General features: G+C 71.9%; 30 protein-coding genes and 2 pseudogenes. 15 read left to right on the plus strand and 17 right to left on the minus strand.

Annotated elements, in window-relative coordinates; all coding sequences use genetic code 11:
• From ABZW30_RS33440 to ABZW30_RS33460, 5 genes and pseudogenes are all read right to left on the minus strand, one after another.
• A pseudogene (locus ABZW30_RS33440) lies at positions 1 to 566 on the minus strand (ABC transporter ATP-binding protein); the annotation flags it as partial.
• Between the two features lie 154 nt (positions 567 to 720).
• Positions 721 to 1,209, minus strand: coding sequence for an NUDIX domain-containing protein (locus ABZW30_RS33445; protein WP_355674985.1), 489 nt, complete (start codon positions 1,207 to 1,209; stop codon positions 721 to 723).
• 65 nt (positions 1,210 to 1,274) lie between these two features.
• Positions 1,275 to 1,862, minus strand: coding sequence for an AAA family ATPase (locus ABZW30_RS33450; protein ID WP_355674986.1), 588 nt, complete (start codon positions 1,860 to 1,862; stop codon positions 1,275 to 1,277).
• Positions 1,859 to 2,299: an NUDIX domain-containing protein gene (locus ABZW30_RS33455; protein ID WP_355674987.1), complete on the minus strand. Its 441-nt coding sequence runs from the start codon at positions 2,297 to 2,299 to the stop codon at positions 1,859 to 1,861. The genes ABZW30_RS33450 and ABZW30_RS33455 overlap by 4 nt, the downstream gene beginning before the upstream one ends.
• 383 nt (positions 2,300 to 2,682) lie before the next feature.
• Entirely contained in the window at positions 2,683 to 3,252 is a 570-nt protein-coding gene (locus tag ABZW30_RS33460; RefSeq protein ID WP_355674988.1) for a hypothetical protein, read from the minus strand.
• Positions 3,253 to 3,328: 76 nt separating this feature from the next.
• Between ABZW30_RS33460 and ABZW30_RS33465 the strand changes: the two are divergent.
• The 4 genes and pseudogenes from ABZW30_RS33465 to ABZW30_RS33480 form a co-directional block, all read left to right on the plus strand.
• Positions 3,329 to 3,823, plus strand: a pseudogene (locus ABZW30_RS33465) (radical SAM protein); the annotation flags it as partial.
• 1 nt (position 3,824) lies between these two features.
• Positions 3,825 to 4,022: a hypothetical protein gene (locus ABZW30_RS33470; protein ID WP_355674989.1), complete on the plus strand. Its 198-nt coding sequence runs from the start codon at positions 3,825 to 3,827 to the stop codon at positions 4,020 to 4,022.
• Positions 4,023 to 4,118: 96 nt separating this feature from the next.
• Entirely contained in the window at positions 4,119 to 4,694 is a 576-nt protein-coding gene (locus ABZW30_RS33475; protein ID WP_355674990.1) for a hypothetical protein, read from the plus strand.
• 30 nt (positions 4,695 to 4,724) lie between these two features.
• Complete coding sequence (locus ABZW30_RS33480; protein ID WP_355674991.1) at positions 4,725 to 4,964, plus strand: GNAT family N-acetyltransferase; 240 nt, start codon at positions 4,725 to 4,727, stop codon at positions 4,962 to 4,964.
• Positions 4,965 to 5,295: 331 nt separating this feature from the next.
• Here ABZW30_RS33480 and ABZW30_RS33485 read toward each other — a convergent pair whose 3' ends face one another.
• Together ABZW30_RS33485 and ABZW30_RS33490 are read right to left on the minus strand one after the other, a co-directional pair.
• On the minus strand, positions 5,296 to 5,553 hold the full coding sequence (locus ABZW30_RS33485) for a Prokaryotic metallothionein (RefSeq protein ID WP_355674992.1): 258 nt from the start codon (positions 5,551 to 5,553) through the stop codon (positions 5,296 to 5,298).
• Positions 5,554 to 5,645: 92 nt separating this feature from the next.
• Positions 5,646 to 6,044: an ACT domain-containing protein gene (locus ABZW30_RS33490; protein WP_355674993.1), complete on the minus strand. Its 399-nt coding sequence runs from the start codon at positions 6,042 to 6,044 to the stop codon at positions 5,646 to 5,648.
• A gap of 192 nt (positions 6,045 to 6,236) precedes the next feature.
• Here ABZW30_RS33490 and ABZW30_RS33495 point away from each other — a divergent pair, with 192 nt between their 5' ends.
• Positions 6,237 to 6,839 (plus strand): PadR family transcriptional regulator, encoded by a 603-nt coding sequence (locus ABZW30_RS33495; RefSeq protein WP_355674994.1) that lies wholly within the window; start codon positions 6,237 to 6,239, stop codon positions 6,837 to 6,839.
• Between the two features lie 56 nt (positions 6,840 to 6,895).
• On the opposite strand, the gene ABZW30_RS33500 is transcribed toward ABZW30_RS33495, so the two are convergent.
• Positions 6,896 to 7,105 (minus strand): hypothetical protein, encoded by a 210-nt coding sequence (locus ABZW30_RS33500; RefSeq protein ID WP_355674995.1) that lies wholly within the window; start codon positions 7,103 to 7,105, stop codon positions 6,896 to 6,898.
• 46 nt (positions 7,106 to 7,151) lie between these two features.
• Positions 7,152 to 7,382 (minus strand): hypothetical protein, encoded by a 231-nt coding sequence (locus tag ABZW30_RS33505; RefSeq protein ID WP_355674996.1) that lies wholly within the window; start codon positions 7,380 to 7,382, stop codon positions 7,152 to 7,154.
• Positions 7,383 to 7,808: 426 nt separating this feature from the next.
• On the opposite strand from ABZW30_RS33505, the gene ABZW30_RS33510 reads away from it, so the two are divergent.
• The gene (locus tag ABZW30_RS33510; protein ID WP_355674997.1) at positions 7,809 to 8,507 is read left to right on the plus strand and encodes a bifunctional DNA primase/polymerase; all 699 of its coding nucleotides are present in this window, start codon (positions 7,809 to 7,811) and stop codon (positions 8,505 to 8,507) included.
• A gap of 169 nt (positions 8,508 to 8,676) precedes the next feature.
• Here the strand turns inward: ABZW30_RS33510 and map are convergent, their stop codons facing one another.
• Positions 8,677 to 9,522, minus strand: a complete 846-nt coding sequence (gene map, locus ABZW30_RS33515) for a type I methionyl aminopeptidase (protein ID WP_355674998.1) — start codon at positions 9,520 to 9,522, stop codon at positions 8,677 to 8,679.
• Between the two features lie 105 nt (positions 9,523 to 9,627).
• Here map and ABZW30_RS33520 point away from each other — a divergent pair, with 105 nt between their 5' ends.
• Positions 9,628 to 9,855 carry a hypothetical protein gene (locus ABZW30_RS33520; protein ID WP_355674999.1) on the plus strand — a complete coding sequence of 76 codons (228 nt, stop codon included), beginning with the start codon at positions 9,628 to 9,630 and terminating at the stop codon, positions 9,853 to 9,855.
• 2 nt (positions 9,856 to 9,857) lie between these two features.
• Here the strand turns inward: ABZW30_RS33520 and ABZW30_RS33525 are convergent, their stop codons facing one another.
• Positions 9,858 to 11,186, minus strand: a complete 1,329-nt coding sequence (locus ABZW30_RS33525; protein ID WP_355675000.1) for an MFS transporter — start codon at positions 11,184 to 11,186, stop codon at positions 9,858 to 9,860.
• Positions 11,187 to 11,232: 46 nt separating this feature from the next.
• Positions 11,233 to 11,835 carry a hypothetical protein gene (locus ABZW30_RS33530; protein WP_355675001.1) on the minus strand — a complete coding sequence of 201 codons (603 nt, stop codon included), beginning with the start codon at positions 11,833 to 11,835 and terminating at the stop codon, positions 11,233 to 11,235.
• 47 nt (positions 11,836 to 11,882) lie between these two features.
• On the opposite strand from ABZW30_RS33530, the gene npdG reads away from it, so the two are divergent.
• Both npdG and ABZW30_RS33540 read left to right on the plus strand, forming a co-directional pair.
• A complete protein-coding gene (gene npdG / locus ABZW30_RS33535) occupies positions 11,883 to 12,575 on the plus strand; it encodes an NADPH-dependent F420 reductase (protein ID WP_355675002.1) in 693 nt (230 codons plus the stop codon).
• 112 nt (positions 12,576 to 12,687) lie between these two features.
• Positions 12,688 to 12,870, plus strand: coding sequence for a hypothetical protein (locus ABZW30_RS33540; RefSeq protein WP_355675003.1), 183 nt, complete (start codon positions 12,688 to 12,690; stop codon positions 12,868 to 12,870).
• Here ABZW30_RS33540 and ABZW30_RS33545 read toward each other — a convergent pair.
• Positions 12,867 to 13,682, minus strand: coding sequence for a site-2 protease family protein (locus ABZW30_RS33545; RefSeq protein WP_355675004.1), 816 nt, complete (start codon positions 13,680 to 13,682; stop codon positions 12,867 to 12,869). The two genes, ABZW30_RS33540 and ABZW30_RS33545, sit on opposite strands and share 4 nt — an antisense overlap.
• A gap of 196 nt (positions 13,683 to 13,878) precedes the next feature.
• On the opposite strand from ABZW30_RS33545, the gene ABZW30_RS33550 reads away from it, so the two are divergent.
• A complete protein-coding gene (locus tag ABZW30_RS33550; RefSeq protein ID WP_355675005.1) occupies positions 13,879 to 17,211 on the plus strand; it encodes a BTAD domain-containing putative transcriptional regulator in 3,333 nt (1,110 codons plus the stop codon).
• Positions 17,212 to 17,297: 86 nt separating this feature from the next.
• On the opposite strand, the gene ABZW30_RS33555 is transcribed toward ABZW30_RS33550, so the two are convergent.
• From ABZW30_RS33555 to ABZW30_RS33565, 3 genes are all read right to left on the minus strand, one after another.
• Positions 17,298 to 18,113, minus strand: a complete 816-nt coding sequence (locus tag ABZW30_RS33555) for an ABC transporter permease (protein WP_355675006.1) — start codon at positions 18,111 to 18,113, stop codon at positions 17,298 to 17,300.
• Complete coding sequence (locus ABZW30_RS33560; RefSeq protein WP_355675007.1) at positions 18,110 to 19,135, minus strand: ATP-binding cassette domain-containing protein; 1,026 nt, start codon at positions 19,133 to 19,135, stop codon at positions 18,110 to 18,112. Before ABZW30_RS33560 ends, ABZW30_RS33555 begins: the two co-directional genes overlap by 4 nt.
• Positions 19,136 to 19,390: 255 nt before the next feature.
• Complete coding sequence (locus ABZW30_RS33565; RefSeq protein ID WP_355675008.1) at positions 19,391 to 19,696, minus strand: hypothetical protein; 306 nt, start codon at positions 19,694 to 19,696, stop codon at positions 19,391 to 19,393.
• Between the two features lie 84 nt (positions 19,697 to 19,780).
• Between ABZW30_RS33565 and ABZW30_RS33570 the strand changes: the two genes are divergently transcribed.
• Together ABZW30_RS33570 and ABZW30_RS33575 are read left to right on the plus strand one after the other, a co-directional pair.
• On the plus strand, positions 19,781 to 20,272 hold the full coding sequence (locus ABZW30_RS33570) for a hypothetical protein (protein WP_355675009.1): 492 nt from the start codon (positions 19,781 to 19,783) through the stop codon (positions 20,270 to 20,272).
• Positions 20,227 to 20,595 carry a phosphotransferase gene (locus tag ABZW30_RS33575; RefSeq protein WP_355675010.1) on the plus strand — a complete coding sequence of 123 codons (369 nt, stop codon included), beginning with the start codon at positions 20,227 to 20,229 and terminating at the stop codon, positions 20,593 to 20,595. Before ABZW30_RS33570 ends, ABZW30_RS33575 begins: the two co-directional genes overlap by 46 nt.
• Before the next feature lie 387 nt (positions 20,596 to 20,982).
• Here the strand turns inward: ABZW30_RS33575 and panB are convergent, their stop codons facing one another.
• On the minus strand, positions 20,983 to 21,852 hold the full coding sequence (gene panB, locus ABZW30_RS33580; RefSeq protein ID WP_355675011.1) for a 3-methyl-2-oxobutanoate hydroxymethyltransferase: 870 nt from the start codon (positions 21,850 to 21,852) through the stop codon (positions 20,983 to 20,985).
• Positions 21,853 to 22,130: 278 nt separating this feature from the next.
• On the opposite strand from panB, the gene ABZW30_RS33585 reads away from it, so the two are divergent.
• The 3 genes from ABZW30_RS33585 (at position 22,131) to ABZW30_RS33595 (ending at position 25,788) form a co-directional block, all read left to right on the plus strand.
• Positions 22,131 to 23,744, plus strand: coding sequence for a DHA2 family efflux MFS transporter permease subunit (locus ABZW30_RS33585; RefSeq protein WP_355675012.1), 1,614 nt, complete (start codon positions 22,131 to 22,133; stop codon positions 23,742 to 23,744).
• Positions 23,745 to 23,917: 173 nt separating this feature from the next.
• Positions 23,918 to 24,547 (plus strand): TetR/AcrR family transcriptional regulator, encoded by a 630-nt coding sequence (locus ABZW30_RS33590; protein ID WP_355675013.1) that lies wholly within the window; start codon positions 23,918 to 23,920, stop codon positions 24,545 to 24,547.
• A gap of 194 nt (positions 24,548 to 24,741) precedes the next feature.
• Positions 24,742 to 25,788, plus strand: a complete 1,047-nt coding sequence (locus ABZW30_RS33595; protein ID WP_355675014.1) for an endonuclease/exonuclease/phosphatase family protein — start codon at positions 24,742 to 24,744, stop codon at positions 25,786 to 25,788.
• Positions 25,789 to 25,866: the final 78 nt, after the last annotated feature.

The raw sequence follows: 25,866 nt of genomic DNA on the forward strand, positions 1-25,866 counted from the left end.
GAGGTGGCCTGGCCGATGATGCTCTGCAGTGACATCGCGCCCCAGCGGGCGCTGTCCACCTCCGCGAGGAAGGCTGGGTCCTCGATTGCCTCCAGCTCGGAGCGGCTGACGATGCCCAGGAACTCGATCGTGGCCCGGCGGAAGACGGCCGGCTTCAGCCGCTCGCCGGCCCAGCCGGAGGCGGCGGAAAGCACGGACGAGAGGCTGGCCACCACCCCGACGGCCACGATCGCCGGCGTCGCCGCCCGAAGCACAGCGGAGACATCGCCATGCGCGACCAGCGCCGCCAGCGCGTGGTTGGTGGCGATCAGCGCAACGGCCGCGGCCAGGCCGCGCAGTACCTCGGCCCCGACCAGGGTCAGCAGCGCGGCGCGGTCCGCGTGCCAGGCCATCCGCGCGGCCAGGCGCAGGAAGTGCGGCATCTGCCGCGCCACCGCCCAGAACGTCACCTTGCCGCTGGCCATCTCGTGCTTGGCCCAGCCGTAGTCGTAGCGCATCGGCCCGCCGAACAGCAGCTGCTCGCTGTCCGGCACCGGGTCCGTCGAGGTCCTGGGTGCGCTAGTCACATACTCCCTTTCACAGAGGGGGGAACTGCGGTCGTCGAGTGCCGTCAGGGACCGGCGTAGCCGTGGGGCGACCGGTGCGGACCGGGCAGGGTCGAACCGGTCGGCACCGCGCCCGACGGGCGCACCCGCCCGGCACGGTGCCGGCGGGCGTCGGTCACGTCTCGACGAGCTGCCGCCGTTCGGAGCCGGCGTCGAATCCGTGGGTGGAGAATGCGGGGCCGTCGGCGAGGTACGCCTCCACCGCGGCTTTGGAGGTCGGGAACATGGGGTTGGGCAGGACGTCGGTGACGGGGTGCCAGTGCACCTCCAGGTGCTTGTCCGGCTCGACGTTGACCAGCTCGCCCGTGAACTCGCTCGTGGCGAAGACGAAGAGTACGAACCCGCCGCGCCCGTCCCAGCCCTCCTTGGCCTGGACGGTGTGCACCAGGCGCAGGTCGGATGGCCGGGCGATGAGCCCGGTTTCCTCACGCAGTTCCCGGGCGGCAGCGTCGGGGATTTCCTCCCCGGGGTCGACCTTCCCGCCGGGGATCGTCCACGCGGGGCCGGGGGTCCAACTGCGCTGGGCGTAGTGGACGGTGGCGATCCGGTCGGTCGTCAGGTCGTGGGCGATGACGCCGACCGACAGCCTGCTCGTCTCGTGCATCAGAGGTGCTCCTGGTTGAAATGGGAGGGGGCAATGGCGCGGACACGGCGGTCGGGCGACTGCTTCTAGGTGTCGCGCGGGGGCAACTCCGAGAGCGCGGTCTCGCGCATGATGCGGTCGACCGTGTCGCGGAGGGTGCTCTCGCTGCCGATGACGGTCTCGATGCCGCCGGGAAGAACGTCGTGCTCGTGGTACCAGTCGCGCAGTTCCCGTTCGGTGACGGCCGCCGCCAGGTACTCGGGATCGGTTTTCGAGGCGTGGCGGACCAGCGTTTCGTCGATCGGGATGTCGAGGTAGTAGCAGTGGGTGATGCCGCGGTGGTCGTTCACCAGGCGTTGGAGCATCTCGCCGTAGTGATCGGTGTACAGGATGCCCTCGATGACGACGTGGTAGCCGGCGCCCAATGCGTACCGGGCCACCGTGTCGATCAGGCCGATGTTCGCGCCGCCGGGCCGGTCCCGCTCGCGCAGCACGATCTGGCGGAGATTGTCCTGGGCGACCACGGCCAGGCCCCGGCCGAACCGGTCCCGGATGCCCGCCGCCACCGACGACTTGCCCGACGCCGAGTTTCCCCGGACGACCACGAGCCGGGTCTCCGCGCTCCCCGCGGGCGCCCCGGCGGCCGGGAGCCTCGGGTGGCTCGTGGTGCTCATGCCGGCCATCCGACGACGGACAGCGGGCGGCCGGCGGTGATCTGCGCGAGCGCGTCGGCGGTGTAGCCGACGATCGGCTGCGGAAGCCCGTCCAGTGGCCAGAAGCGGAGGGCGGCGCACTTGTCCGGTTCACGGTTGGTGATCTTCCCGGTGTACGCGCGCGGGGCGAAGAACAGCTGGAGGCGTCCGGCACCGTCGTCGGCGTCGAGGTGGTGGAGGGTGTGTACCAAGTTGAGGTCCTGTTCCCGGATGGTGATGCCGAGTTCCTCATCGGCCTCGCGGGCCATGCCGGCCAGGACGGACTCTCCGGCTTCGAGATGGCCGGCTGGGGCGTGCCAGTGGTGGGAGGCGAACGTGGTGTTGTCGCGCTGTCCGAGTAGCACCCGGCCGTTCTCGATCAGGACCAGGTGGACTCCGACGACCAGCGTGTGCGGCACGGGACGTCTCCTTCCAGGGGCGGGAGGGATCCGGCGCGGGGGTGCGGCCGGTTCAGGGCATGGCGAAGCTGCGATCAAACTGGTGATCGTTCGTCGCACGTGAGTGCGTTGGCAGGTGTCCCACCGTAGGTGGCCGGACGGGGCCGCGTCGGCGTGTCGCGGCAGATGCCACACGATCCGGTGAACGGCCTCAACTCGTCGTACTTGGAAGGCGGTTGTAGGTCGAACAGGGCAGTGTGCCACGGGGTGCTGACAATCGCGCCGCGCTCGGCGGGAGGCGGGCCGTTCACGCATCCGCCAGGCCGGTGATCCGGTTCCGGGGGTGCTCGATATCGCGGGTGTGCCTCCGTGGTTCTCGTGCTGCCCCTGCCGTGTCGCGGTCGTTAGCTCGTACGGGATTCGAGCTCGGTCCGGGCGCTCCGGTAGTCGAAGTCGGGGTGGCGTGCGAGGCCGGTCATGAACGCCTCCTCGTCCCAGACGGAGACGAGGAGAGGGTGGTCGGACAGCCCGGGCAGCGGGATGACCTTGAACTCCACGAGCGCCGGTAGCAGGACGCGGGAGGCACGCTGGAAGTCGATGCGCTGAGGAGGCCCTTGGCGTAGGGCGACGCCGGGGTACTGGCTGGCGGTCGGCACGAGGGCGTCGGCCTGGCCGAGGTGGGTGGCCGCGTGGAGGGCGACGTCGTCGATGCCGACGCGGGTGAGGGCGCGGTCGGGCTCGGTGTCGCTCTCGTTCCCGCCGCGGGTGCGGTGTTCCTGGTGGGTGCGGTCGGGGATGGTTGGCCAGTCCGGGAAGGGCTGCTGCTCCTGGCCGGAGGCGCTGTAGGAGTTGAAGTCCGCGCCGAGGAGCACCGCCCGGTCGCGCCGGTGCCAGGTGGCGATGTTGCCGGCCTCGATCTGGCGTCGGGCGGGCGAGCGGAAGCTCAGGTGGACCGAGGCGAGTTGGAGCGGCACGCCGCATCCGTCGTGCTTTACGGATACGACGCACGGCGGCAGCCACCACTCCTTTTCCTGCGGCCAGACGCCGGTCATGAACGCCGCCCGCCGCGCCAGGCTCCCGCTGCGGATGAGCATCATCGTCACCGAGGACAACGCCACCGAGGAACAGGCGATGATCGACCTGTGTGAGGGTTGGGGCCTGGAGTACAACGTCTTCACCAACATGACGCCGACCATCTATGGCGGCGCGGAGTCGCTGACAGCGCAGTCCAAGGAGCACCTGCGGATGCGCAGGCCGTTCGGTGGCTGCAACGCCGGACACACCTTCTTCCACGCCGACCCACACGGGCTGGTGTCCATCTGCAAGATCGGCCGTAACGACCAGATCAGTCTTCCCGACGAGGGGATCGACGGCCTCGCCCGGCTCGGCGCCATCGCCGACCGCCTCATGCTTCGCACCGGTGGCTGCTCCGGCTGCCAGCTCTCAGGCTCGTGCACTGTCTGCCGGCCGCTGGCCAAGCACTACCAGGAGGCGAAGGCACCACTCGCAAGTTACTGCCAGCACGGGATCAAGAAAGCAGGGTGACATGACCGCTGTAGCTGTCGAACTCTCCCCGAGGCGTCCGCTCCCGGACGACGGCCCGGCCCAGCGCCTGCCGTACCTCACGAGGCCGGTCCTGGCCCCCACCGAGCCGATCACCGAGATCATCGGCGTCGCCGACCTGGACGACGTCATGGACAGCGTGAAGTGCTCGTGCAACGCGGGCGACGACAACCCCCACTGAACCACCCGCTGATCGCACCTGATCAGTAACGCTCAGGCCCCGGCGTTCTCCGCGTTGGGGCCTGAGCCGTGCGGGGCGGGCAAGTAGGGTGCGGGTATGGATCTGCGCTGGGACTTGCTGCGCCCCGTGATGTGCGTCCCCTATCTCCCGACGCTGGGGCCGCTCCATCCAGAAGCTGTCTCCGCTGAGCTTCTGGCCCAGGTGTTCGCCGTCGCTGGCACCGGAGAGTTCCTGCCGCACGACAAGGACCGCCGGTGGTCCAGCCGCAAGGACGAGCATGTCCTGGTGGACGCCATCGTCCAGGATCAGGCTCGCACGCTGATCCCCACGATCACTGGTCGAGGCATCCTGAGTGTCCATCTTTACGGTGCCCGCGAGCACGTCCGAGAGACCGGGGAACTGGCCGCCAAGCTCGCGGCCGAGTACGACGTATCCAAAGCCCGTGTGGTGTGGTTCCAGGACGCCGCCGACCCAGTGGCCGCGTCTACCCGCGTACAGCTCCGCACCTTCGACCAGGAAGCACCTGCCGTCGAGGGAATCGAGGCACTCGGCCAACAGCCCGAAGCTATTCGGACCACTTTCCCCGAGTTCGCCGAGAAGCTGGCCGGTGAGGGCTTCGTGTTCCTGCATTCCCGGATCGACAGCGTCGGTCCCGTGCTGGTCGCTGTCTAGGACAAGCGCGTAGTAGGCGCAATCGGCCCCATGGAGACCATGGCGGACCCCGTCGGTAAGCGCCGACTCCTCCCGCAGTACTTCGGTGTTCTGCCGGAATACCGAGGCCTCGGCCTCGGGCGGCTCCTGTGGCGCTCGGGGATGCACTGGGGCAAGGTGAACGGCGCTGACTACCAGCTTCTGCAGACAGCTGCCGGGGGCGCATCTGACCGGCTGTGCCAGAGTGAGGGCCTGGCCGACCTTGGATTCGTCTGTACCGCCACCGTCTGAGCGACACCGCGCAAGGCACCTGGCCGCCACCGGAAACCGCGACTGTCAGGGAAGTGCCGATTACGGCCTGACAAGCGCCGGTCGAACTGCAGCGAACTGAAGACCACGACCTCCACTCTGCGGGGCCCTTCGGTAACTGAGTGGGGGCGCCGAGGGTGCGGTGATTGCGTGGCGATCGGAAGTCTCCCCGGGGCATTCGCCCAGCTCGGTGCCCCTAAGGAGACTATGCCCGGCGTACAGGCCGACTCTTCCGCCCCTGAACATCCGAAGGCCCTCCGACCAGCGCGGGAAGCGCGGGGCGGAGGGCCTTCGTGCGTCGCGGGGACGGGGTTCAGGCGGGGTGGGAGCCGACGGCGTCGCGGATCTGCTCGCCGAGGCCGCCGTTGACGCGGGCGCAGTTGGCGCAGCAGAAGAACATGCCGGCCACTTCGACGCCGTGGCCGACGATGCGGACGTCGCACTGTTCGCAGCGGGGGGCGAGCTTCTCCATCGCGCACTCGAAGCTGTCGAAGGTGTAGGTGTCGCCGGTGACCGTCTTGATCTCGAAGGCGAGCCAGTAGTCGTTGCCGCAGGTGACGCAGATGGCCATGGCGGCCGTCTCCTTCCGGTGGGGCCGGCCCTGGCGGGGCGGCTGTTTCCAGTGTCGAAGGGTCGGTCGGCGGCGGCCACCCGGCGGGACCGTCAGGCGGAGCGCGTGGAGAGCTCCTCCAGGGCCCGGACGGCGCGGTCGGCGTCGTCGGCGGCGACGAACAGGTGGTCGTGGTGGAAGCCGGCCACCACGTTGCAGCTGATGCCCTCCTCGGCGAGCCGTACGGCCACGGCTGCGGTCAGGCCGACGGCCTCCAGCGCCGAGTGGATCTGCAGGGTGATCCAGGCCGCCACGTACTCGTAGCGCAGCCCGAGCGCGTCCGCCTCGTCCTGGGCGACCACCACGGTCACGCCTTCGGGCTCGGCGACGGTCACCACCGGCCGCATTCCGGCGGGCACCTTCGCGGGGAGGGTGCAGTAGACGTACCGCCCCGGGTTGAGCTGCGGTCGCATGCCGCGCAGCAGGGTCGCAAGGTCTCGTTCACCGGCCATGCCCGTCACCGTAGCCCGCCGACGGGCCCGCGCGCCCTGCGGGGCGGGCGTGTCGGAATCCATTGACGAGCGACAGTCGCCGATATATCGTCGAACTATCGAGACAGTGACTCGACTGTTTCGGCGAACAAGGAGGTGGGCGCGATGCGCTCAGGAAAGCGGTTTCGTGGAGAGGGCCCGCGCGGTGGCGGCATGCGCCGCGGGCCGGGCCCCGAGTTCCGGGGGATGCCCGGGGAGGGCTTCGAGGGGCGGGCGGCCTTCGGCGGGTTCGGCTCGCCGCGCGGCGGCCCGTTCGGGCACGGCTTCGCCGGTCACGGCGGCCGACGCGGCGGCCCGCACGGGCGGCGCGGCGGCCGGGCCCGGCGCGGGGACGTCCGCGCCTCGCTGCTGGCGCTGCTCAAGGAGCGGCCGATGCACGGCTACGAGATGATCGCCGAGATCACCGAGCGGACCGGCGGGGCCTGGCGGCCCAGCCCGGGCTCGATCTACCCGAACCTCCAGCTGCTGGAGGAGGAGGGCCTGATCACCGCGGAGGAGGTCGGCGGCAAGCGGCTGGTCTCGCTCACCGAGGCGGGTCGCGCCGAGGCCGAGGCCGGGTCGGCCGAGCCGTGGGCGGAGGCCGGCCGGGAGGCCGACTGGGAGGCCGTCCAGGAGATGGGTCAGGCGCTCGCCACGGTCGACCAGGCCGTGCAGCAGGTCATGCGGACGGGCACCGAGGCGCAGCGCGCCAAGGGCCTGGCGGTGCTGACCGAGGCCCGCAAGAAGCTCTACCTGATCCTCGCCGAGGATGACTGACCGGCGCGGGGGGACCGGCGTGACGGGCGGTGCCGCTGCTCTCCGGCCCTGGAGGCTCAGGGCCGGACCACGAACAGGGCCGCACAGGTGAGCAGCAGCACCGCCCAGCCGAACCAGAGCCAGCCGTCGGGGCCGATCGTCACGGTGTAGAGGGACACCGCCAGTAGCAGCGCCCCGGTGACCCCGGCGACCTGCCGGTTGTGGTGGGCGACCGCCTGCGAGCGTCTCCTGGGGCGCCGTACGTGGTGCCGGACCGTCCTGGCCATGCCGACCTCCCGGGGAGGCGATGAGGGGAACGGAACGGACGGCCCGTCAGCCGGAGGCCTTGGCGGTGGCCGCCTCGTCGTACTCGTAGCGCCAGAACCAGCTCAGGCCCCGAACCTGCTTGCTCCGGACGTACACCAGTGTGCGCGCGGGACTGTCGCCCTGCGCGGGGACCGGGACCTTGTACTTCTTCGGCACGCCGAGCATCGGCCCCAGCGGGATCGGGAGGACCTTCCCGTCCAGGGGGCCGCCGACGAATTCGGTGTCCGCGCTCTTCACCCCTCCAGGGTCTCACCTCCACGCTGCGGCCACGGCCAGGGCGCCCGGAGAGGGAGGCCCGGTGAGGGCCGAGTGCCCGGAGTGTGACCGGAGAGGCACCGCCCCCGGTCATCCGGAGGCCCCGCGCACCCTTATCCTTCCTGTTACGCCCTCGGGGTTCACCCGGGTCAGCGGGCTCCGTACGGGCCGGGTGAGGCGCCGGTTCGCGTGCCCTCCGGTCGGAACCGGCGCGGACAGCGTGCTGCCGCGACTTCGTACCGTGACCCGGGCGTCGGCCGTCCGGTGACCCCGGGCCGCGGCCGGCAGGGCGCGGACAGCAGGGCCGGGCACCTCCTCGGGAAGTAGCGGGGGGCGCCGTGCGTTGCGTCGGAGTGGTACGTCGAACGCTGTGTCGCACCAGGCACGGCAGTGCGCGGAAGGGGCCCGATGGAAGCCGGCGGCAGGTGGACGACCTGGTGGCAGAAGCGTGATCGACAGCGGGCCCGTCCGGGGGAAGCGGACCAGGCCGCCAGACTGGACCAGCTGCTCGGCGCGGTGCGCGCCGGATTCCCGCTCGCGCCCGCCGCCCATCCGGCCGGCTACCGATGTTCCTGTGACCGGGTGGCCTGTCCGGCCCCGGCCCAGCACCCGGTCTCCTTCGCCTGGCAGACCCAGGCGACCACCGAGCCCGAGCAGTTGTCCCGCTGGCTCTCCCGCGACCCGCAGGCCAACTTCATCACCGCCACCGGCCGGGTGCACGACGTGCTGGACGTCCCGGCCGAGGCCGGACGGCTGGCGCTGGAGCGGCTGACCGCGCTGGGCGTCGAGGGCCCGGTCGCCGCCGTCGGCGAGGACCGCTACCTGTTCTTCACCGCCACCCGGGGCACCCCGCAGGACGAGGACGAGTGGTGGCCGAGCGCGCTCGACTCCACCCCGGACACCATGTCCGAGCACCCCGGCCTGCGCTGGCACTGCCGCGGCTCGTACACCCTGCTCCCTCCGGCCGCCCTCCCGGACGGCTCCCAGGTGCGGTGGCTGCGCGGGCCCGAGCAGCCACTGCCGGACCCGCTGCGCGTCCTGGACGTGCTCACCGACGCCTGCACCGAGGTGGGCGCGGTGGCCGAGGAGCAGTGGCTCATCGGCTGAGGCTGTTATCCGCCCGCTCGCCTCCGGGGCGCTTCGACCCGGTGCCGACGGTCGGCGCTCCGGCGCTCGTACCTCGCTGGTCGCTTCTCCCTTTCGGCACCGGCGCGCCCCTTCGGCTCGGGGCGGCTGTTACTTCGCCCGCTCGCCTCCGGGGTTCGGGCGGGCCGGGTCACGACAGGGTGAGGATCTCCGCGCCGTCCGCCGTGACCACCAGGGTGTGCTCGAACTGGGCGGTGCGCTTGCGGTCCTTGGTGACGACCGTCCAGCCGTCCGGCCAGATCTCGTAGTCGTAGGTGCCCAGGGTGAGCATCGGCTCGATGGTGAAGGTCATGCCCGGCTTGATCACCTCGGTGGCCCGCTCGCTGTCGTAGTGCGGGACGATCAGGCCGGAGTGGAACGACGTGTTGATGCCGTGTCCGGTGAAGTCCCGCACCACGCCGTAGTCGAAGCGCTTGGCGTAGGACTCGATGACCCGTCCGATGACGTTGATCTGACGGCCCGGCTTGACCGCCTTGATCGCCCGGTTGAGGGACTCCCGGGTGCGCTCGACCAGCAGCCGGGACTCCTCGTCCACGTCGCCCACCAGGTAGGTGGCGTTGAGGTCGCCGTGCACTCCGTGGATGTACGCGGTGGCGTCGATGTTGACGATGTCGCCGTCCTGCAGCACGGTCGAGTCCGGGATGCCGTGGCAGATCACCTCGTTGATCGAGGTGCAGACCGACTTGGGGAAGCCCCGGTAGCCGAGGTCGGACGGGTAGGCGCCGTGGTCGCACATGTACTCGTGGGCGACGGCGTCCAGCGCGTCGGTGGTGACGCCGGGGGCGATCAGCTTGGCCGCCTCCTCCATCGCCCGGGCGGCGATGGCGCCCGCGATCCGCATCTTCTCGATCGTCTCGGCGGTCTGCACCTCGGGCCCGGTGTACGGCGTCGGAGCGGGCCGTCCGACGTACTCGGGGCGCGCGATGTGCGCCGGGACCTTGCGGGTGGGGGACTGGATGCCGGGTACGAGAGCCATGGCGGCGAGTCTAGCCGTCGGGACCCGTCCCACCCGGGCGGTGTGCGGAGCGGCCCGGGCCGGGGAATGATCGGTACCGACCCATCAGCCTGAACGGAGAGCGTCATGCCCCTGGGATTCCACCGCAAGCCGACCGGCCAGCCGGGCGAGTGGTTCTACTGCATCAAGCACGGCAAGGTCGAGGAGGGCCCGGAGTGCCCGGCCAAGGACCGCCTCGGGCCGTACGGCAGCCCCGAGGAGGCGGCCCAAGCGCTGCAGATCGCGGACGAACGCAACCGCGAGTGGCGCAACGACCCGCGCTGGAGCGACAAGCCGAAGGGCGAGGGGCAGTAGCGTCACGCCGCCGCGGCCGCCTCGCGTTCCGCCCGGTCGTGCTCGGCCCGGACCGCCGCGGTGTGCGGGTCGGTGCGGTCGTCGTAGGCGAGCAGCCTCGGCAGCGCGGCGGCGACCGCGAGGACGGCGACCACGCAGGCGAGGCCGCCGCTCCAGACGGCGGCGCGCACCCCGATCAGCCCGGCCATGGTGCCGGCCCGGACCTGGCCGAGCTGGGGGCCGACGGAGTAGCTGAGCAACTCGACACCGGCCATCCGGCCGCGGACCGCGTCCGGGATGGACTGGTTCCACATGGTCGAGCGGGCGATCCCGCTGATCTGGTCGGCGCCGCCGGCCAGTGCCAGCCCGAGCAGCACCACCCAGATGTTCCCGGACAGCCCGGCCAACGCCATGGCCGCGCCCCAGCCGACCGCGGCGGCCACCAGGAGCCGCCCGTGCCGGTGGACCCGGGACGTCCACCCGCTGGTCGCGCCGACCAGCAGGGCGCCGACGGCGGAGGCCGCGTACATCGGGCCGAGCGCCCAGTCCGCGCCCAACTCTGAGGCCAGGAACGGGAAGACGGCCACCGGGAAGGCGAACAGCATGGCGCAGGTGTCGATCGCGTAGGTGCCCAGCAGGTCCTTGCGGCTCCACGCGTACCGCACGCCGGTGAGCACCGCCCGTACGGACGGGCGCTCGGCGCCGGTGGGCGGCGGCACCGCCTTGATCCGCACCAGCAGCAGCAGCGAGACGGCGAAGGTGAGCACGTCCAGCGCGTACGCGGTCTGCACCCCGGAGAAGGCCACCACGACACCGGCCAGCGCCGGCCCGGCCACCGAAGCGACGTTGTGGTACAGGGACTTGAGGGCGAAGGCGGCGGACAGGTGCTGGTGCGCGACGATCCGCGGCAGCAGCGAGTCCAGCGCCGGGCGCTGCAGGCCGTCGCAGGCCGAGACCAGCGCGCCGACCAGGTAGATCGGCCACAGCAACGGGTGCGGCAGCAGGGCGTTGAGCAGCAGCAGCCCGGCCAGCAGGCCGAGCGCGGCCTCCGAGTGCAGCACCAGCCTGCGCCGGTCCAGGGCGTCGGCGAGGGCGCCGCCCCAGAGGCCGAAGACGATCAGCGGGGCGAGTTCGACGGCGCCGATCAGGCCGACCGCGAAGGAGGAGTCGGTGAGCTCCTTGATCTGCATCGGCACGGCGACGTAGGTCAGGAAGCTGCCGAAGCTGGTGACGCAGCCACTGGTCCACAGGTAGCGGAAATCGCGCGAGGCGCGCCACGGCGCCAGGTCGGGCGTCAGCGAGCGCAGCAGAGTACGCAGCCGACCGGTATGCGGTGGTTCGTCGTCGTTCACGAACCACCATCCTCGGATGGCTACTTCGGCCGCCGCAACGGGTTTTTCACCAGCGGTTGAGCGCGGGCGCCGAGGTCAGCCGACCGGCGAGCTCGGCCAGCCGGGCCAGGGCGGAGCGGCGGCCGGCCGGTTGCCCGGCGGCGGCGCTGACCAGGTGCTGGGCGAGGTCGAAGGGCTCCTCGGCGGCGGTGCCGACGGCCAGCCGCTCGTGGGCGATCCCGCCCAGGTCGCCCGGTGCGGTGGGGGCGGCGCCGTCCACCGCGAGGACGGTCGCGCCGTGCCGGCGGGCGTCCCACACCCGCTCCAACAGCCGGGCGCCGGCCGCCTCGGGGGCCACCACCAGGACGGTGGCGCCGCGCCGGGCCTCGGTGAGCCGGCACAGGTGGTGCGCCAGGTGGGCCGGGGCGGCGGGCGGGCGGTGCCGCAGCAGGGTGGGCGCCAGCCGGGGGACGGCGGACCAGGCGGCCTCGTCCGCCAGGTGGGCGGCCAGGTGCCAGGGCTCGTACGCCTCGGTGCCGACCAGCAGCAACTCGCCCGCCCCGCGCCGTTCCACCGAGCGCCGCAGCGAGCCGGCGAAGCCGCCGGCCGCCTCCAGCCAGCCGGTGCCCGTCAGCCGCTCCCGGAGTGCTGAAACTCTCACCGCGTCCATGCGGGCCAGGATGTCGTGCGCGGCCGGGGATTTGGCAGGATCGGCCCATGACTTCCCTCGATTCAGCGACAAACCCGGCCCACGAAGTGCCGGACGTCTCGCAGCTGGTGGTCGGCGTCCTCGGCGGCACCGGCGACCAGGGGCGGGGCCTGGCCCTGCGGCTGGCCAAGGCCGGCCAGCAGGTGATCATCGGCTCCCGGGACGCGGCCCGGGCCGAGGCCTCGGCGGCCGAGCTGGGCGTCGGCGTGCGCGGCGCCGACAACGCCACCGTCGCCCGGGAGAGCGACGTGGTGATCGTGGCCGTCCCGTGGGACGGCCACGCGGCCACCCTCACCGCGCTGCGCGGGGAACTGGCCGGAAAGATCGTCGTCGACTGCGTCAACCCGCTCGGCTTCGACAAGCAGGGCGCGTACGCGCTGAAGCCGGAGGAGGGCAGCGCCGCCCAGCAGGCCGCCGCGCTGCTGCCGGACTCCCGGGTCACCGCCGCCTTCCACCACCTCTCGGCGGTGCTGCTGCAGGACGAGTCGGTGGAGCGGATCGACACCGACGTGATGGTGCTCGGCGACGACCGGGACGCCACCGACGTGGTGCGCGCGCTGGCCGGCCTGATCCCCGGGATGCGGGGCGTCTTCGCGGGCCGACTGCGCAACGCCCACCAGGTGGAGGCACTGGTGGCCAACCTGATCTCGGTCAACCGCCGCTACAAGGCCCATGCGGGCCTGCGGATCACCGACGTGTGATCGAGGACGCCGTGTCGACCTCACCCCTGGACCTTCTCCGGAGGTGAGGTCGGCGACAATGGGTGGCGGTCGCAACCCGGCCGCCCGCACCCGCGTCTAGGAGCCCCGCGTCATGCCTCGCACGTCCCTCATCGCCCTGATCGTCACCGTCCTCGCGCTGGCGGCCGCCGTGGTCTCGGTGATCGCGGGCTTCTGGATCGGGCTGATCTGGCTCCCGCTGGCCGGTGTGGCCAGCAACGTGCTGTGGATGAACCGCCGCAAGGAGAAGCTCGCCGCGGCGGCCGAACAGCTCTAGTTCTTCCAGAAGCTGAACAGGTACCGGCCGACCGTCGCGTAGTCGGTGTCCACGCCGAACAGGCTCATCAGGTCGTGGACGATCCCGAAGAAGAACGAGTTCACCTCGGGCTGCCACAGCAGCGCGAACACCGCGAGCATGCCGTACGGCGCGAACGGCTCGACCGTGCGCCGGGTCTTGGCCGAGAGCCACGGCTCGATGATCCCGTAACCGTCCAGGCCGGGCACCGGCAGCAGGTTCAGCAGGGCCGCGGTGAGCTGCAGCAGGCCGAGGAAGCCGAGGGCGCAGGCGAAGGGCGAGACGGTCAGCTCGTAGCCGTAGTAGGAGGCGTGCACGTCCGAGCCGTCCAGCCAGCCGGCGCCGACCGGGATCAGCAGCGCCGCTGCGAACACCAGGTTCACCAGCGGCCCGGCCGCCGAGATCAGGCTGTGCTTGAGCCGGCCCTGGATCCGGTGCCGCTCGATCCACACCGAGCCGCCGGGCAGGCCGAAGCCGGCGATGATCATGAAGACGATCGGCAGCACGAAGCTGAGCAGCACGTTGGCGTACTTCAGCGGGTTGAGCGTGAGGTAGCCCTTGGCACCGACGGTGATGTCGCCGCCGTGCAGCGCGGTGCGCGCGTGGGCGTACTCGTGCAGGCAGAGCGAGACCATCCAGCCCGACACCACGAACAGGAACACCCCGAACCGGGCGTTGCCGTAGCCGGCGTACACCGCCCAGGCGGAGGTGCCGAGGACGGCGAGGAGCACCCAGAACACCGGGCTGATCCGGCGGTCCTCGCTGCGGGATCGCGGCGTGGCGGCGAAGGTCATGGTGGGGGTGCTCCGTGGGCAGAGGGAAGGGGGATACCGGACAGGGACCGATCATGCCGGGCGGGCCGGTGGACGGACAAGCCGTGCCGGGTGAACGTCCGAGGGCTCGCCCCCGGTTCCGCCGCCGTCCGGGCCCGGTCGCGGGGGTAGGCACAATTGTGCGGCCCCACCGCCGCCCATCGACCAGAATGGACCGGTGCACTACGGCATCCTCGGGACCACCACGGCCCACCACGACGACGGCACACCGGTCCCACTGGGCGGCGCCCGGCTGCGGGCCCTGCTCACCGCGCTGGTCCTGCGCCAGGGCCGACCGGTCCCGGCCGACCTGCTGGTGGACGAGGTGTGGGACGCCGAACCGCCGCAGGACTCCTCCGCCGCGCTGCAGACCCTGGTCGGCCGGCTGCGCCGCACCATCGGCCGCGAGCAGGTCGGCTCCGGCCCCGCCGGGTACTGGCTGACCGGGCCGGCCACCGACCTCGCCGACTTCCAGCGGCTGAGTGGCGAGGGCCGCCGCGCCCTGGACGCCGGCGACCACGCGCTGGCCGCCGATCGGCTGCGCGCCGCGCTCGCCCTGTGGCGCGGCCCGGCCCTCGCGGACCTGCCCGACCGCACCGGCCCGGCCGCCCGGCTGGAGGCCCAGCGCGAGGAGGCCCGCCGCCACCGGATCACCGCCGACCTCGGGCTCGGCCGGGCCGCCGAGCTGGTCGCCGAACTCGCCGAGCTGTGCGAACGGCAGCCGCTGGACGAACCGTTGCAGCTGCTGATGCTCCGGGCGCTGCACGACAGCGGCCGCACCGCCGAGGCGCTGCGCCACTACGAGCGGACCAGGCGCGCCCTGGCGGACGAGCTCGGCGTCGACCCCGGTCGCGGACTCCGGTCCCTCCACGCCGAGTTGCTCGCCTCCTCGGACCCGGCGCCGGTGGTCGGGAAACAGTCGGCGCCCCAACTCCCGCGCGCCGGAGGCAATCTGCGCGGTCGACTGACCAGCTTCGTCGGCCGGGAGGCCGATCTCGCCACCCTGCGCGCGCTGGTGGCGGAGCGCCGGATCGTCACCCTGACCGGCCCCGGCGGCTCCGGCAAGACCAGGCTGTCGATCGAGGCCGGCCGCGCCGAGCAGTCCGTCGGGCACTGGCCGGACGGCGTCTGGGTGGCCGAACTCGCCCCGCTGGAGAGCCCGGACGCCGTCCCCGCCGCCGTGGTCTCCGCGCTCGGCCTGCGCGAGATCCAGCTGCACGCCGCCAACATGGTCGCCGAGGTGATGGAGAAGCGCGCCGAGGACCCGGTGCGCCGACTGATAGAACACTGCGGTCACCGCCGGATGCTGCTGGTCCTGGACAACTGCGAGCACCTGATCCAGGCCGCCGCCGACCTCGCCGACGTGCTGCTCGCCGAGTGCCCCGGGCTGACCGTGCTCGCCACCAGCCGCGAACCGCTCGGCGTGCCCGGCGAGACGGTGCTCCCGGTCGAGCCGCTGCCCGACCCGGTGGCGCTGCGGCTGCTGGCCGAGCGCGCCGCCACCGCCCGTCCCGGCTTCGACCCGCAGAGCGACCCGGAGGCCTGCGCCGAGATCTGCCGCCGCCTGGACGGCCTGCCGCTGGCCATCGAACTGGCCGCCGCCCGGCTGCGGGTGATGACGGCCCGCCAGATCGCCGACCGGCTGGACGGCCGCTTCGCGCTGCTCACCGCCGGCAGCCGCACCCTGCTGCCGCGCCAGCAGACCCTGCGCGCGGTGGTCGACTGGAGCTGGGACCTCCTGGGCAAACGCGAGCGGGCGGTGCTGCGCCGGCTGTCGGTGTTCGCCGGCGGCTGGCGGTTGGAGGACGCCGAGGCGATCTGCGCGGACGCCGCCGTGGTGCCCCGGGGCGAGGTCGCCGATCTGCTGCTCTCCCTGGTCGACAAGTCCCTGCTGGTGGCCGACCTGGACGACGGCAGCCTGCCGCGCTACCGGATGCTGGAGACCATCCACGAGTACGCGACCGAGCGCCTGGCCGAGTCCGCCGCCGAGCGCGCCGCCACCGAGTCCCGCCACCTGGCCCACTTCTGCTCCGTCGTCGCCACCGCGGACCTGGAGATCCACGGCTCCCGGCAGCTGCACTGGCTGGCCGTGCTGGATCGCGAGCAGGACAACGTCCGGGCCGCGCTGCGCCGCGCGATCGACCGCGGCGACGAGCAGCCGGCGCTGGTCCTCGCGCTGGGCATGAGCTGGTACTGGTCGCTGCGCAGCTACAGCCTGGAGGCCCGCGGCTGGTACAACGCGGTCGCGGCGCTGGCGGCGGACCCGTTCGGCCCGGACGTCCCGCCGCCGGTGCCGCTGGAGCGCAATGTGCTCGAGTACGGCCTGCCGATGCCCGAGGGCGTGCTCCACGAGGCCCGCCGGCTGCTCGCGATGTTCCGGCTGATCGGGCTGTTCGAGGGGAACCTGGACGTGCTCGGCGACCCGGAGGCGGTCGCCGTGGCCCACCGCCTGATGGGCGCCTACACCCCGGAGCTGCCGCAGGCGTACCGGTTCCCGGCGCTGATGCGGGTGTTCGGGGCCTTCCTGACCGGCCGGCTGGAGCTGATGAGGGAACTGCTGGACGACGCGGTCCGCGGCTGCGAGGTGCACGGCACGCCGAACGACCTGGCGTTCATCCTGCAGGCCCGGGCCAGGATGCTGAACGACTGGCCGGGCGGCCTGGAACAGAGCATCCGGGACGGCGAGCGCTCCCTGGAGCTGTACGAGCGGGTCGGCAACCTCTGGGGGATCTCGCAGGCGATGTCGGCCCGCGGCGAGGCGCTGGCCAACCGGGGCGATTCCGCGGCCGCCGCCGCCGCGTACCGGCGGGCGATCGAGCTGGCCGAGGCGCTGGGCGCGCCGCAGGAGGTGCCGATCCTCAAGGTGCACCTCGGCAGCGCCCTGCTGGAGGCCGATCTGGAGGAGGGCGAGCGGGTGGTCCGCGAGGCGGTGGAGTCCGTCGGCTCCCCGGGCGCCGACCAGTCCACCACCGGTGCCCTGATGATGGGGTACCTGACGCTCTGCGGCATCCGGGCCCAACGCGGGGAGTACCGGGAGGCGCTGGCCGAGCTGGACGTCCTCGACGGGATCAAGGTGGGCGGCTTCGCGCCGAGCATCGTCAACGGGCTGCTGTACAGCGCCCGGGGCTGGGTCACCGCCCGGGCCGGGGACCCGGAGCGGGGGCTCGCCATGCTGCGCGAGGGCCGCCGGTCGCTGCGGGCGATGACGGCCGCCAGCGGTTTCGCCGAGCACATGACCGTGATGGTGGTGCCCGCGGTGTGCGGGGTGCTGTGCTCCTTCGCCGTGCGCGACGGGGACCTGGGGCGGGCCCGGCTGGCGGCGGTGATGATGGGGGCGCAGGGCGGGCTGCACGGCCCGAAGGGCGGCTACCTGGAGCGCGTCGAGAGCGAGCGGATGACCGTCCTGCTGCGGGGGCTGCTGGGCGATGCCGGGTTCGAGGAGGCCCGCGCCGAGGGCGAGGGGCTGACCCAGCGGCAGACCCAGGCGCTGCTGGAGGAGTTGATCGGATAGCGGTGGCCGGCCGGCGCCCGTCCCCTGGCCGCCGGCCGGCTCCTTGCGGCGCGCGTCCTCGCGCCGCAAGTCCTCGCACCGCTCGCTCAGGTCCGCTTGCGGAAGCGGGCCACCGCGAGCGGGGCGAAGATCGCGGTGGCGGCGGCCGACCAGATCAGCACGATCATCACCGGGTGGGCCACCGCCCCCTGGCCGTTGAGCAGGGCGCGGGAGGCGTCGGCCAGCGCGGACAGCGGGTTGACCTTGGTGAAGGCCTGGAGCCAGCCCGGCATGGTGTCGGTCGGCGCGAAGATCGAGCTGCCGAACTGCATCGGCATCAGGACCAGCATGGAGACGCCCTGCACCGCCTGGGCGCTCTTCATCGACATGCCCAGCAGCATCGAGATCCAGACGATCGACATGCCGAACACCAGTGACAGGCCGACCGCGGCCAGCAGCTCCGGCACACCGGTCTTCAGTTCGAAGCCGAGGATGAACGCGAAGGTCAGCAGGATCGCGGAGGACAGCAGCGCCCGCAGGGTCTCCGCCACGATCTTGGACAGCAGAACGGAGGCCCGGCCGATCGGCAGGGTGCGGAAACGGTCCATCACCCCGGTCTGGAAGTCGCTGTTCAGGCCGGTGCCGACGGCCAGCGCCAGGGTCATGCCGGTCTGCCCGAGCAGACCGGGGATCATGAACTGCTTGTACTCGTCCTGGTTGCCGGCGAAGATGGCGCCGCCGAAGACGTAGACGAACAGCACGGTGAAGACGATCGGCATCAGCACGGCGTCGAACATCGACTCCGGGTCGGCCTTGATCCGCATCAGGTTGCGCCTGGTCAGCGCGCCGACGTGGCGCAGGGTGCCGGCCAGGCCGATCCGGGTGTCCTCCACCCGGGCGGGGGCGAGCGTGGCGGTGGTCATGCGACGGGCTCCTTGACGAGGTCGGTGGCGGGGGCGGTGGCCGCGTCGGCGGTGGGCTTGCCGGTGATGGCGAGGAAGACCTCGTCCAGGCTGGGGACCTTGGTGTCGATGCCGGCGATCGCGAAGCCGCGGGTGCCGAGCACCGAGATGACGGCGGTCAGGTGCTCCTCGCCGGTGATCGGCACCGCGAGCAGGCCGTCGTCGTGCGAGGCGGTGGCGCTGAGGATGCCGCTCTCGTGCAGGCAGCGGGCCATCTCGGACAGTTCGGCCGGGTGCGCGGGGCGGACCTGGAGGGTCTGGCCGCCGACCCTGGCCTTGAGCTCGGCGACGCGGCCGTTGGCGATCACCTTGCCGCGGTCGATGACGGTCAGTTCGCTCGCGAGCTGCTCCGCCTCCTCCATGTACTGGGTGGTCAGCAGCACGGTGCTGCCCTCGGCGACCATCCGCTGCACCTCGTCCCAGACCTCGTTGCGGGTGCGCGGGTCCAGGCCGGTGGTGGGCTCGTCCAGGTAGAGCACCCGGGGGCGGCCGATCATGCTGGCGGCCAGGTCGAGGCGGCGGCGCATGCCGCCGGAGTAGGTCTTGGCGGGCCGCTTGGCGGCCTCGGTGAGCGAGAAGCGCTCCAGCAGTTCGGCGGCCCGGGCCTTGGCCTCGCGGCTGGAGAGATCGAGGAGCCGGCCGATCAGGTAGAGGTTCTCGTAGCCGGAGAGCAGCTCGTCCACCGAGGCGTACTGGCCGGTCAGGCCGATGGTGCGGCGCAGCTGCTTGGGCTGGCGCAGGACGTCGTAGCCGCCGACGTACGCGGTGCCGGCGTCGGGCTTGATCAGGGTGGAGAGGACACGGACCAGGGTGGTCTTGCCCGCGCCGTTGGGGCCGAGCAGGGCGAGGACGGTGCCCTCGCGGACGGCGAGGTCGACCCCGTCGAGGGCCTTGGTGGCGCCGTAGTGCTTGACGATGCCGTGCACCTCGACGGCGTTCCCGGCAGTTCCCCGCGTGTTCGGGGCGGTGGCGATTCCTGTCATGCCTCCAGGCTGTCCGCCCCGGCTGTCAGCCCCCTGTTGCGCGGCCGGGCGTGCTGTCACGCCGCTGTCACCCCGCTGTCATCGCTGTGTGGGCCTCCTCTTAGGAGGAGGCCGGCGCCAAAAAATTCGGAAGATGAGCCAGTCGACGGCGGTGCCCCCTTGGTGAGCCAAGGGGGCAGCGCAACTAAAGCGCGTTGGCGAACTTGCCCAGCGGTTTGGCTTTGGCCCCGCGCACTGGGGCCAACGAGCGGAAATTCAGACAGCCTGCTCGATGTGTTCGAAGATGTCGGAGTCCGTCTCCTTCTGCCAGTTCGGCAGGGCATCCCAGTCGGCAACGTAACTCGGCTTCGGATTCGGGATGTGCTTGTGGATCTGGCCGATCCAGCACAGGGCGACGAAGCGTCCTTTCTGCTCCCGGGTGAGCTTGGCGGTCGTGCCACCGCTGACGGTGACGAAGTCTCGAACCTGGCCGAACACGGCGGCAGCCGACTGGCGTTCCCAGTCGGGAGTTTCTTCCCAGGGAGTCGGCGCTGACGCCCTCCCCGGGTGCAGCGACGACAACCCGTACCGGTAAGGCGCGTCTCCCCGGTGGCCGACGGCTGTGGTGCCGTCGGCCTCTGGGCTGACTCTGGGAACCTGGACACCGTGACCACCACCCGCATTCACTGGGCAGACCTTCCCGGATCCGTGCACCAGGGCGTCACCGCCCGGCTCGGCACGCCGATCCTTGCCGCGGAGACCGTCTCGGCCGGTTTCAACTCCGAGATCGCCGCCAGGCTCACCACCTCCAGTGGCACTGTCTTCGTCAAGGGAATGCAGCTGAGTCACCCACGCGTGTGGACGCAGCGGCGCGAGGCCGAGATCAACCACTACGTGGCAGGCCTCGCTCCCGCTCTGCTGTGGCATCTGGAGGTTGGCGGCTGGTGCCTCGTTGCGTTCGAGCATGTCGAGGCCCGCCACGCCGACTACAAGGTGGTCGGGGACCTGGAGCTGATGGTCGAGACCCTCAGCCGACTCGGCCACACCTCGTGCCCCCGATCGAGCTTCGCCGGGCCGAGCAGCGATGGGCCGCCTACGTGGACGACTCGGAGATGCTGTCGCGGTTCGCCGGAAGTTGCCTGCTGCACACCGACCTGAACAACGAGAACGTCCTGATTCAGGGGGACCGTGCGCTTCTGGTCGACTGGGCGTGGGCGACCCGCGGGGCCCCCTGGATCGACCCGGCCCTGTGGGTGATCTGGTTGATCGCTGCGGGCGACCACAGCCCGGCCGCGGCAGAGGCCTGGGCTGCCCGGATTCCCGCTTGGGGGCTCGGCGACCCCGCACTGGTGAACGTCTTCGCGCAGGCTCAGGCCCGCATGTGGGCCGACATCGCGGGAGCTCACCCGGACCCGTGGACTGCTGGAGTGAACCAGGCAGCTCAGCGATGGGCTCGCTTCCGAGAGGGCTGCTCATCCTGAGCCAGGTCAACCAACTGGCCTGGTGATTGTCAGTGCAACACTTCGCACCACGACCGGCCTGGCCCCATCTTGTGGCGATACGGCCCCCTTCCGGGCCGGGGAGACGACGCCGCTGCTTCGGCCTCGCCGAAGCAGTGGCGGTTAGAAATTCGTCTAATCTTCCCGCAGCTCCCCCTCTGTCGCGCGGGAGGGGACTGCGTTACCTCGCAGGAAGTCGGCTCCGCCGACTTCCTGCGCATAGAGCACCCAATTGGCCCGCGTCCCAGGCGTGCTGGGGCGCGGGCTGTCGTCATGAGTTCCATGAATGGACCGAACTGGGGCCGGGCCTGTACGGGAAGTGCAGGCCCGGCCTTCTTCGATCGGCCCCGTCGCGGGCAGGGTCAGCCGTCAGTGGAAGCTGTGCTCCTCCGCCGGGAAGGCGCCGGTGCGGACCTCCTCGGCGAACTCACGGGCGGCGTCGCCGAGGACGGCCCGCAGGTTCGCGTACTTCTTGACGAACTTGGGCACCCGGCCCGCCGTCATGCCGGCCATGTCGGTCCAGACCAGCACCTGGGCGTCCGTCTCCGGCCCGCCGCCGATGCCGACGGTCGGGATCGCCAGCTGTTCGGTGACCTGGGCGGCCAGCTCGGCCGGGACGGCCTCCAGCACCACCGAGAAGGCGCCGGCCTGCTGGACGGCCTTGGCGTCGCGCAGCAGCTGGTGCGCCGCCTCGTCGCCGCGGCCCTGGACCGGGTAGCCGCCGAAGGCGTGCACCGACTGCGGGGTGAGGCCGATGTGCGCCATCACCGGGATGCCGGCCTCGACCAGCAGCTCGATGGAGCGGGCGCTGCGCTCCCCGCCCTCCAGCTTGACCGCGCCGACCCCGGCCTCCTTCATCAGCCGGGCCGCGTTGTGCATGGCCTGCGCGGGCGACTCCTGGTACGAGCCGAACGGCAGGTCGGCGACGATCATGGCGCGCTTGGTGCCGCGGACGACGGCGGCGGAGAGCATCACCATCTGATCCATGGTCACCGGCACGGTGGTCTCGTAGCCGAGGTGGCAGTTGCCGGCGGAGTCGCCGACCAGCAGCACGGGGATCCCGGCCTCGTCGAACACCCCTGCGGTGAGGGCGTCGTAGGCGGTGAGCATCGCCCACTTCTCGCTGCGCTGCTTGGCGGCGGCGAGGTCGCGGACGGTGACGCGGCGGTTGGTGACCCCGCCGTAGAGGGTGGCGGTCGACGCCTGGTTCTGGGCAGGCGAAGGCGAAGAAGCGTTCATCGAACGGACTCCTGAAGGGTTGTCGTCTCGTGGCGCCGTGCGGCGTCCCCGGATCCCCTCCATGCTTGCACGCCCCGGCGTGAGCGCAAAGAGGGGTGCGGGCAGCCGGGTGCGATCCACGCCACACCGGCCCCTTCAGTGCCCCCGGGCTTTGCCTCCATTTTGCGAAACGGACTCGTCTCGTATCGTATTGCCCGCTACTCTGGTGCGGGGGGTTACGAGACGTCCACGACTCGCAAATGCCCGCCAGTGCCACATCAACACGGACGGGAAGACCAATGACCACCGCCGCCGCGCCACCCCGTGTGCCGGAAGCCATCCACCGCCGCCGCTGGGCGATCCTGGGCACCCTGGTGCTCGCACTGCTCGTCGTCGTGCTCGACAACTCGATCCTCAACGTCGCGATGAAGACCATCGCGACCCCCGCCCCGGTCGGTCTGGGCGCCACCCAGAGCGACCTCGAATGGGCGATCAACTCCTACACCCTGGTCTTCGCCGGGCTGCTCTTCACCTCGGGCCTGCTCGGCGACCGCTTCGGACGCAAGCGTGCGCTGCTGGCCGGCATGGTGGTCTTCGGCATCGCCTCGCTGCTGTCCGCGATGGCCGGCTCGCCCGGTGAACTCATCGGCTTCCGCGCCCTGATGGGCGTCGGCGGCGCGCTCGCGATGCCCGCCACGCTGGCCATCATCATGAACGTCTTCGAGCGCGAGGAGCAGCCCAAGGCGATCGGCATCTGGGCCGGCGCGGTCGGCCTGGCCATCGCCATCGGCCCGATCACCGGCGGCCTGCTGATCGAGCACTTCTGGTGGGGCTCGGTCTTCCTGGTCAACGTCCCGATCGTGATCGTCGCGGTGATCGCGATGGCGCTCCTGGTCCCCGAGTCCAAGGACCCCAACCCGGGCCGGATGGACCCGGTCGGCGTGCTGCTGTCGATCGTCGGCCTGGTCGCGCTGATCTACGGCATCATCAAGGGCGGTCAGCTGGCCGACTTCACCGACGTCGAGGCCTGGGGCCCGACCCTGATCGGCGTGGTGGCGCTGGCCGCCTTCGTCTGGTTCGAGCGCCGCACCCCGTTCCCCGCGCTCGACGTCACCTGGTTCCGCAACAAGGTGTTCAGCGCCTCCGTGGTGGTCGTCGGCGTGATCTTCTTCGCGCTGATGGGCGTCTCCTTCTTCGGTGTCTTCTACACCCAGAGCGTGCGCGGCTACAGCGCCCTGCAGGCCGGTCTGCTGATGCTGCCGCTGGCCGTCGCCCAGCTGATCTTCGCGCCGCGGGCCCGCCTGGTGGTCGAGCGACTCGGCGTCGCCGCCACCGCCGCCGGCGGCATGGTGCTGGTCGCGCTCGGCTTCGTCGGCTACACCGTGCTGACCGCGACCACCCCGATCTGGGTGCTGATCGTGCTCGGCCTGGTGATGGGCGCGGGCATGGCGCACGTCATGCCGCCGGTCACCGTCGCGATCATGGGCTCGCTGCCCCGCGAGAAGGCCGGCGCCGGCTCGGCCGTCAACAACACCTTCCGCCAGGTCGGCGGCTCGCTCGGGGTCGCCGTGCTCGGCGCGGTGCTCTCCACCGTCTACCGCGACGGGATGTCCGACACCCTCAGCCACCTCCCCGAGGGGCTGCGCGACAAGGCGGGCGAGTCGCTGGAGGCCACCCTGGCCATCGCCGACCGGATCCCGAACGGCGCGGGCAAGGCGCTGATCGCCCCGGCGAACGACTCCTTCATCCACGCCATGCACGTGGTGGCCTCGCTCTCGGTGGGCATCTCGCTGGTCGGCGCGCTGGTCGCCTGGTTCCTGCTGCCGCGCCGCACCGCCGCCCCCGGCGGCCCGGCCGGCCAGGCCCCGGCGCAGCCGGGCCAGGCCCGGGAGGCCGCGGCCGCCGACGCCTGACGCGCGGTCGCCGACGCCTGACCTGCGATCGGCTGAGCGACAATGACCCTGCCGACCGGTACGCCGGCCGGCAGGGCCTCGGTCCAGGGCGGGGGCCCACCCCGCCGACGGACCGCCTACGGAAACGCCACGGCGCCCGCGCGCCCGGGGACAGCGAGGGAGAAACAGCGGGGATGAGGACGGACACGCCGAGCGCCGACACCGGGCAGCCCTGCGCGGCGGTACGCCGCGGCCGGCCCCGCAGTGAAGCCGCCGAGCAGGCCATCTTCAGTGCCGTCGAGGAGATGATGGCCGCCGGCACCACACTCTCCGAGCTCACCATCGAGGGCATCGCCACCGCCGCCGGTGTCGGCAAGGCCACCATCTACCGGCGCTGGCCCAACAAGGAGGCCCTGCTGGTCGACGTGGTCGGCCGGCTGGAGGTCCCGGTGCCGGAGTCGTCCGGCGGGAGCGCCCGGGACGACCTGATCGAGATGATCGACTACGTCCGCCGGCGCGGCCTCGCCAAACGCACCCGCTGGGTGCTCAAGGCCGCCCTCGGCCAGATGCAGACCCTCCCCGAGCTGTACGCCGCCTACCAGGAGCGGGTGATCAAGCCGCGCCGGGAGGCCGGGCTCCACCTGATCCGCCAGGCCGTCGCCGAGGGCCTGATCCGCGACGACCTCGACCTGGACCTGCTCGGCGACCTGCTGATGGGTCCGATCCTCTACCGCAGCATCCTCTGGGACGACTCCGACCTGGAGGACCCGGACCTCGCCCGCAAGATGGTCGACGCCCTGCTCGACGGCCTCGCTCCGCGCTGAGGCCTTCGATCGTGTCCGGACGTGGCCTGCCTCACCAAACCGGGCCACGCCGGAACCCGCTCCGGGGACCCCGCGTCTGTCCCGGCATAGGCTGAGCCGGGTATCCGATCAAACCGGCACCAGTCCGGCATCCCGCCCGTACCTCCACGGACCGGACGCCGGACCGGCGACGGCACGAGCGAGGGAGCCACGGCATGACGCAGGCGGACAGCACCGACCGGGCCGCGACGACCGGGGGTGCGGACACCGCCCCGGCCGGCCGTACCGGCGGCTTCCTCGGCCTGCGGAACTGGGGCCGGGACGCCCGCGGCAGCAGCACCTGGCGGCGCGGACTGGTGATCGCCGTGCTGGCCCTGCTCACCGCCGTGCTGCTGGCCTTCCACGCCGAGGTGCCCAACGGCGTCGGCAACCTCGGCAGCCTGCTGGAGACCTTCCTGCCCTGGCTGGGCCTGGCCGTCCCGGTGCTACTGGTGCCCGCGCTGCTGCGCCGCTCCGCCACCGCGCTGCTCGCCCTGCTGCTGCCCGCCGTGCTGTGGGCCAACCTGTTCGGCGGGCTGCTGACCGACAAGAGCGGCGGCAAGGGCGACTGGACGGTGGTCAGCCACAACGTCGAAGCCGACAACACCGACGTGCCGGGCACCATCCGCGGCCTGGTCGCCTCGGGCGCCCAGATCGTCGCCCTCCAAGAGCTGGCCGGCAAGCAGCTGCGGGCGTACGAGACCGGCCTCGCCGACGCCTACCCGTACCACTCCGTGGAGGGGACGGTCGGGCTCTGGTCGAAGTACCCGGTCAGCGGGGTCTCCCCGGTGGACCTGAAGATGGGCTGGACCAGGGCGTTCCGGGCCGAGGTGGCCACCCCGCAGGGCCCGGTCGCGGTGTACGTCGCGCACCTGCCGTCGGTCCGGCTCAAGGCCGAGGGCGGCTTCACCGTCGACCAGCGGGACGTCAGCGCCCAGGCGCTCGGCGACGCGATCCAGGGCGAGCGGGTGAAGAAGGTCCTGCTGCTCGGCGACCTCAACGGCACCATGAACGACCGCAGTCTGGCGCCGGTCACCTCGCAGATGCGCTCGGCCCAGGGCGCCGCCGGGGACGGCTTCGGCTTCAGCTGGCCGTCCGCCTTCCCGATGGCCCGGATCGACCAGATCATGAGCAAGGGAGGGCTGAAGCCGGTGGACTCCCGCACCCTGCCCCGGGACGGCAGCGACCACCTCGCGGTGGCCGCCACCTACCGGTTCCAGTGAGCGAGCGCAGCGAGTGAACCATCAGGAGGTGCGATCCGGCGCAGCGGCTGCCGAGCGGAGCGAGGCGGGCGCTGAGTC

The organism is Kitasatospora sp. NPDC004669 (assembly GCF_040609455.1).
Taxonomy (GTDB): Bacteria; Actinomycetota; Actinomycetes; order Streptomycetales; family Streptomycetaceae; genus Kitasatospora.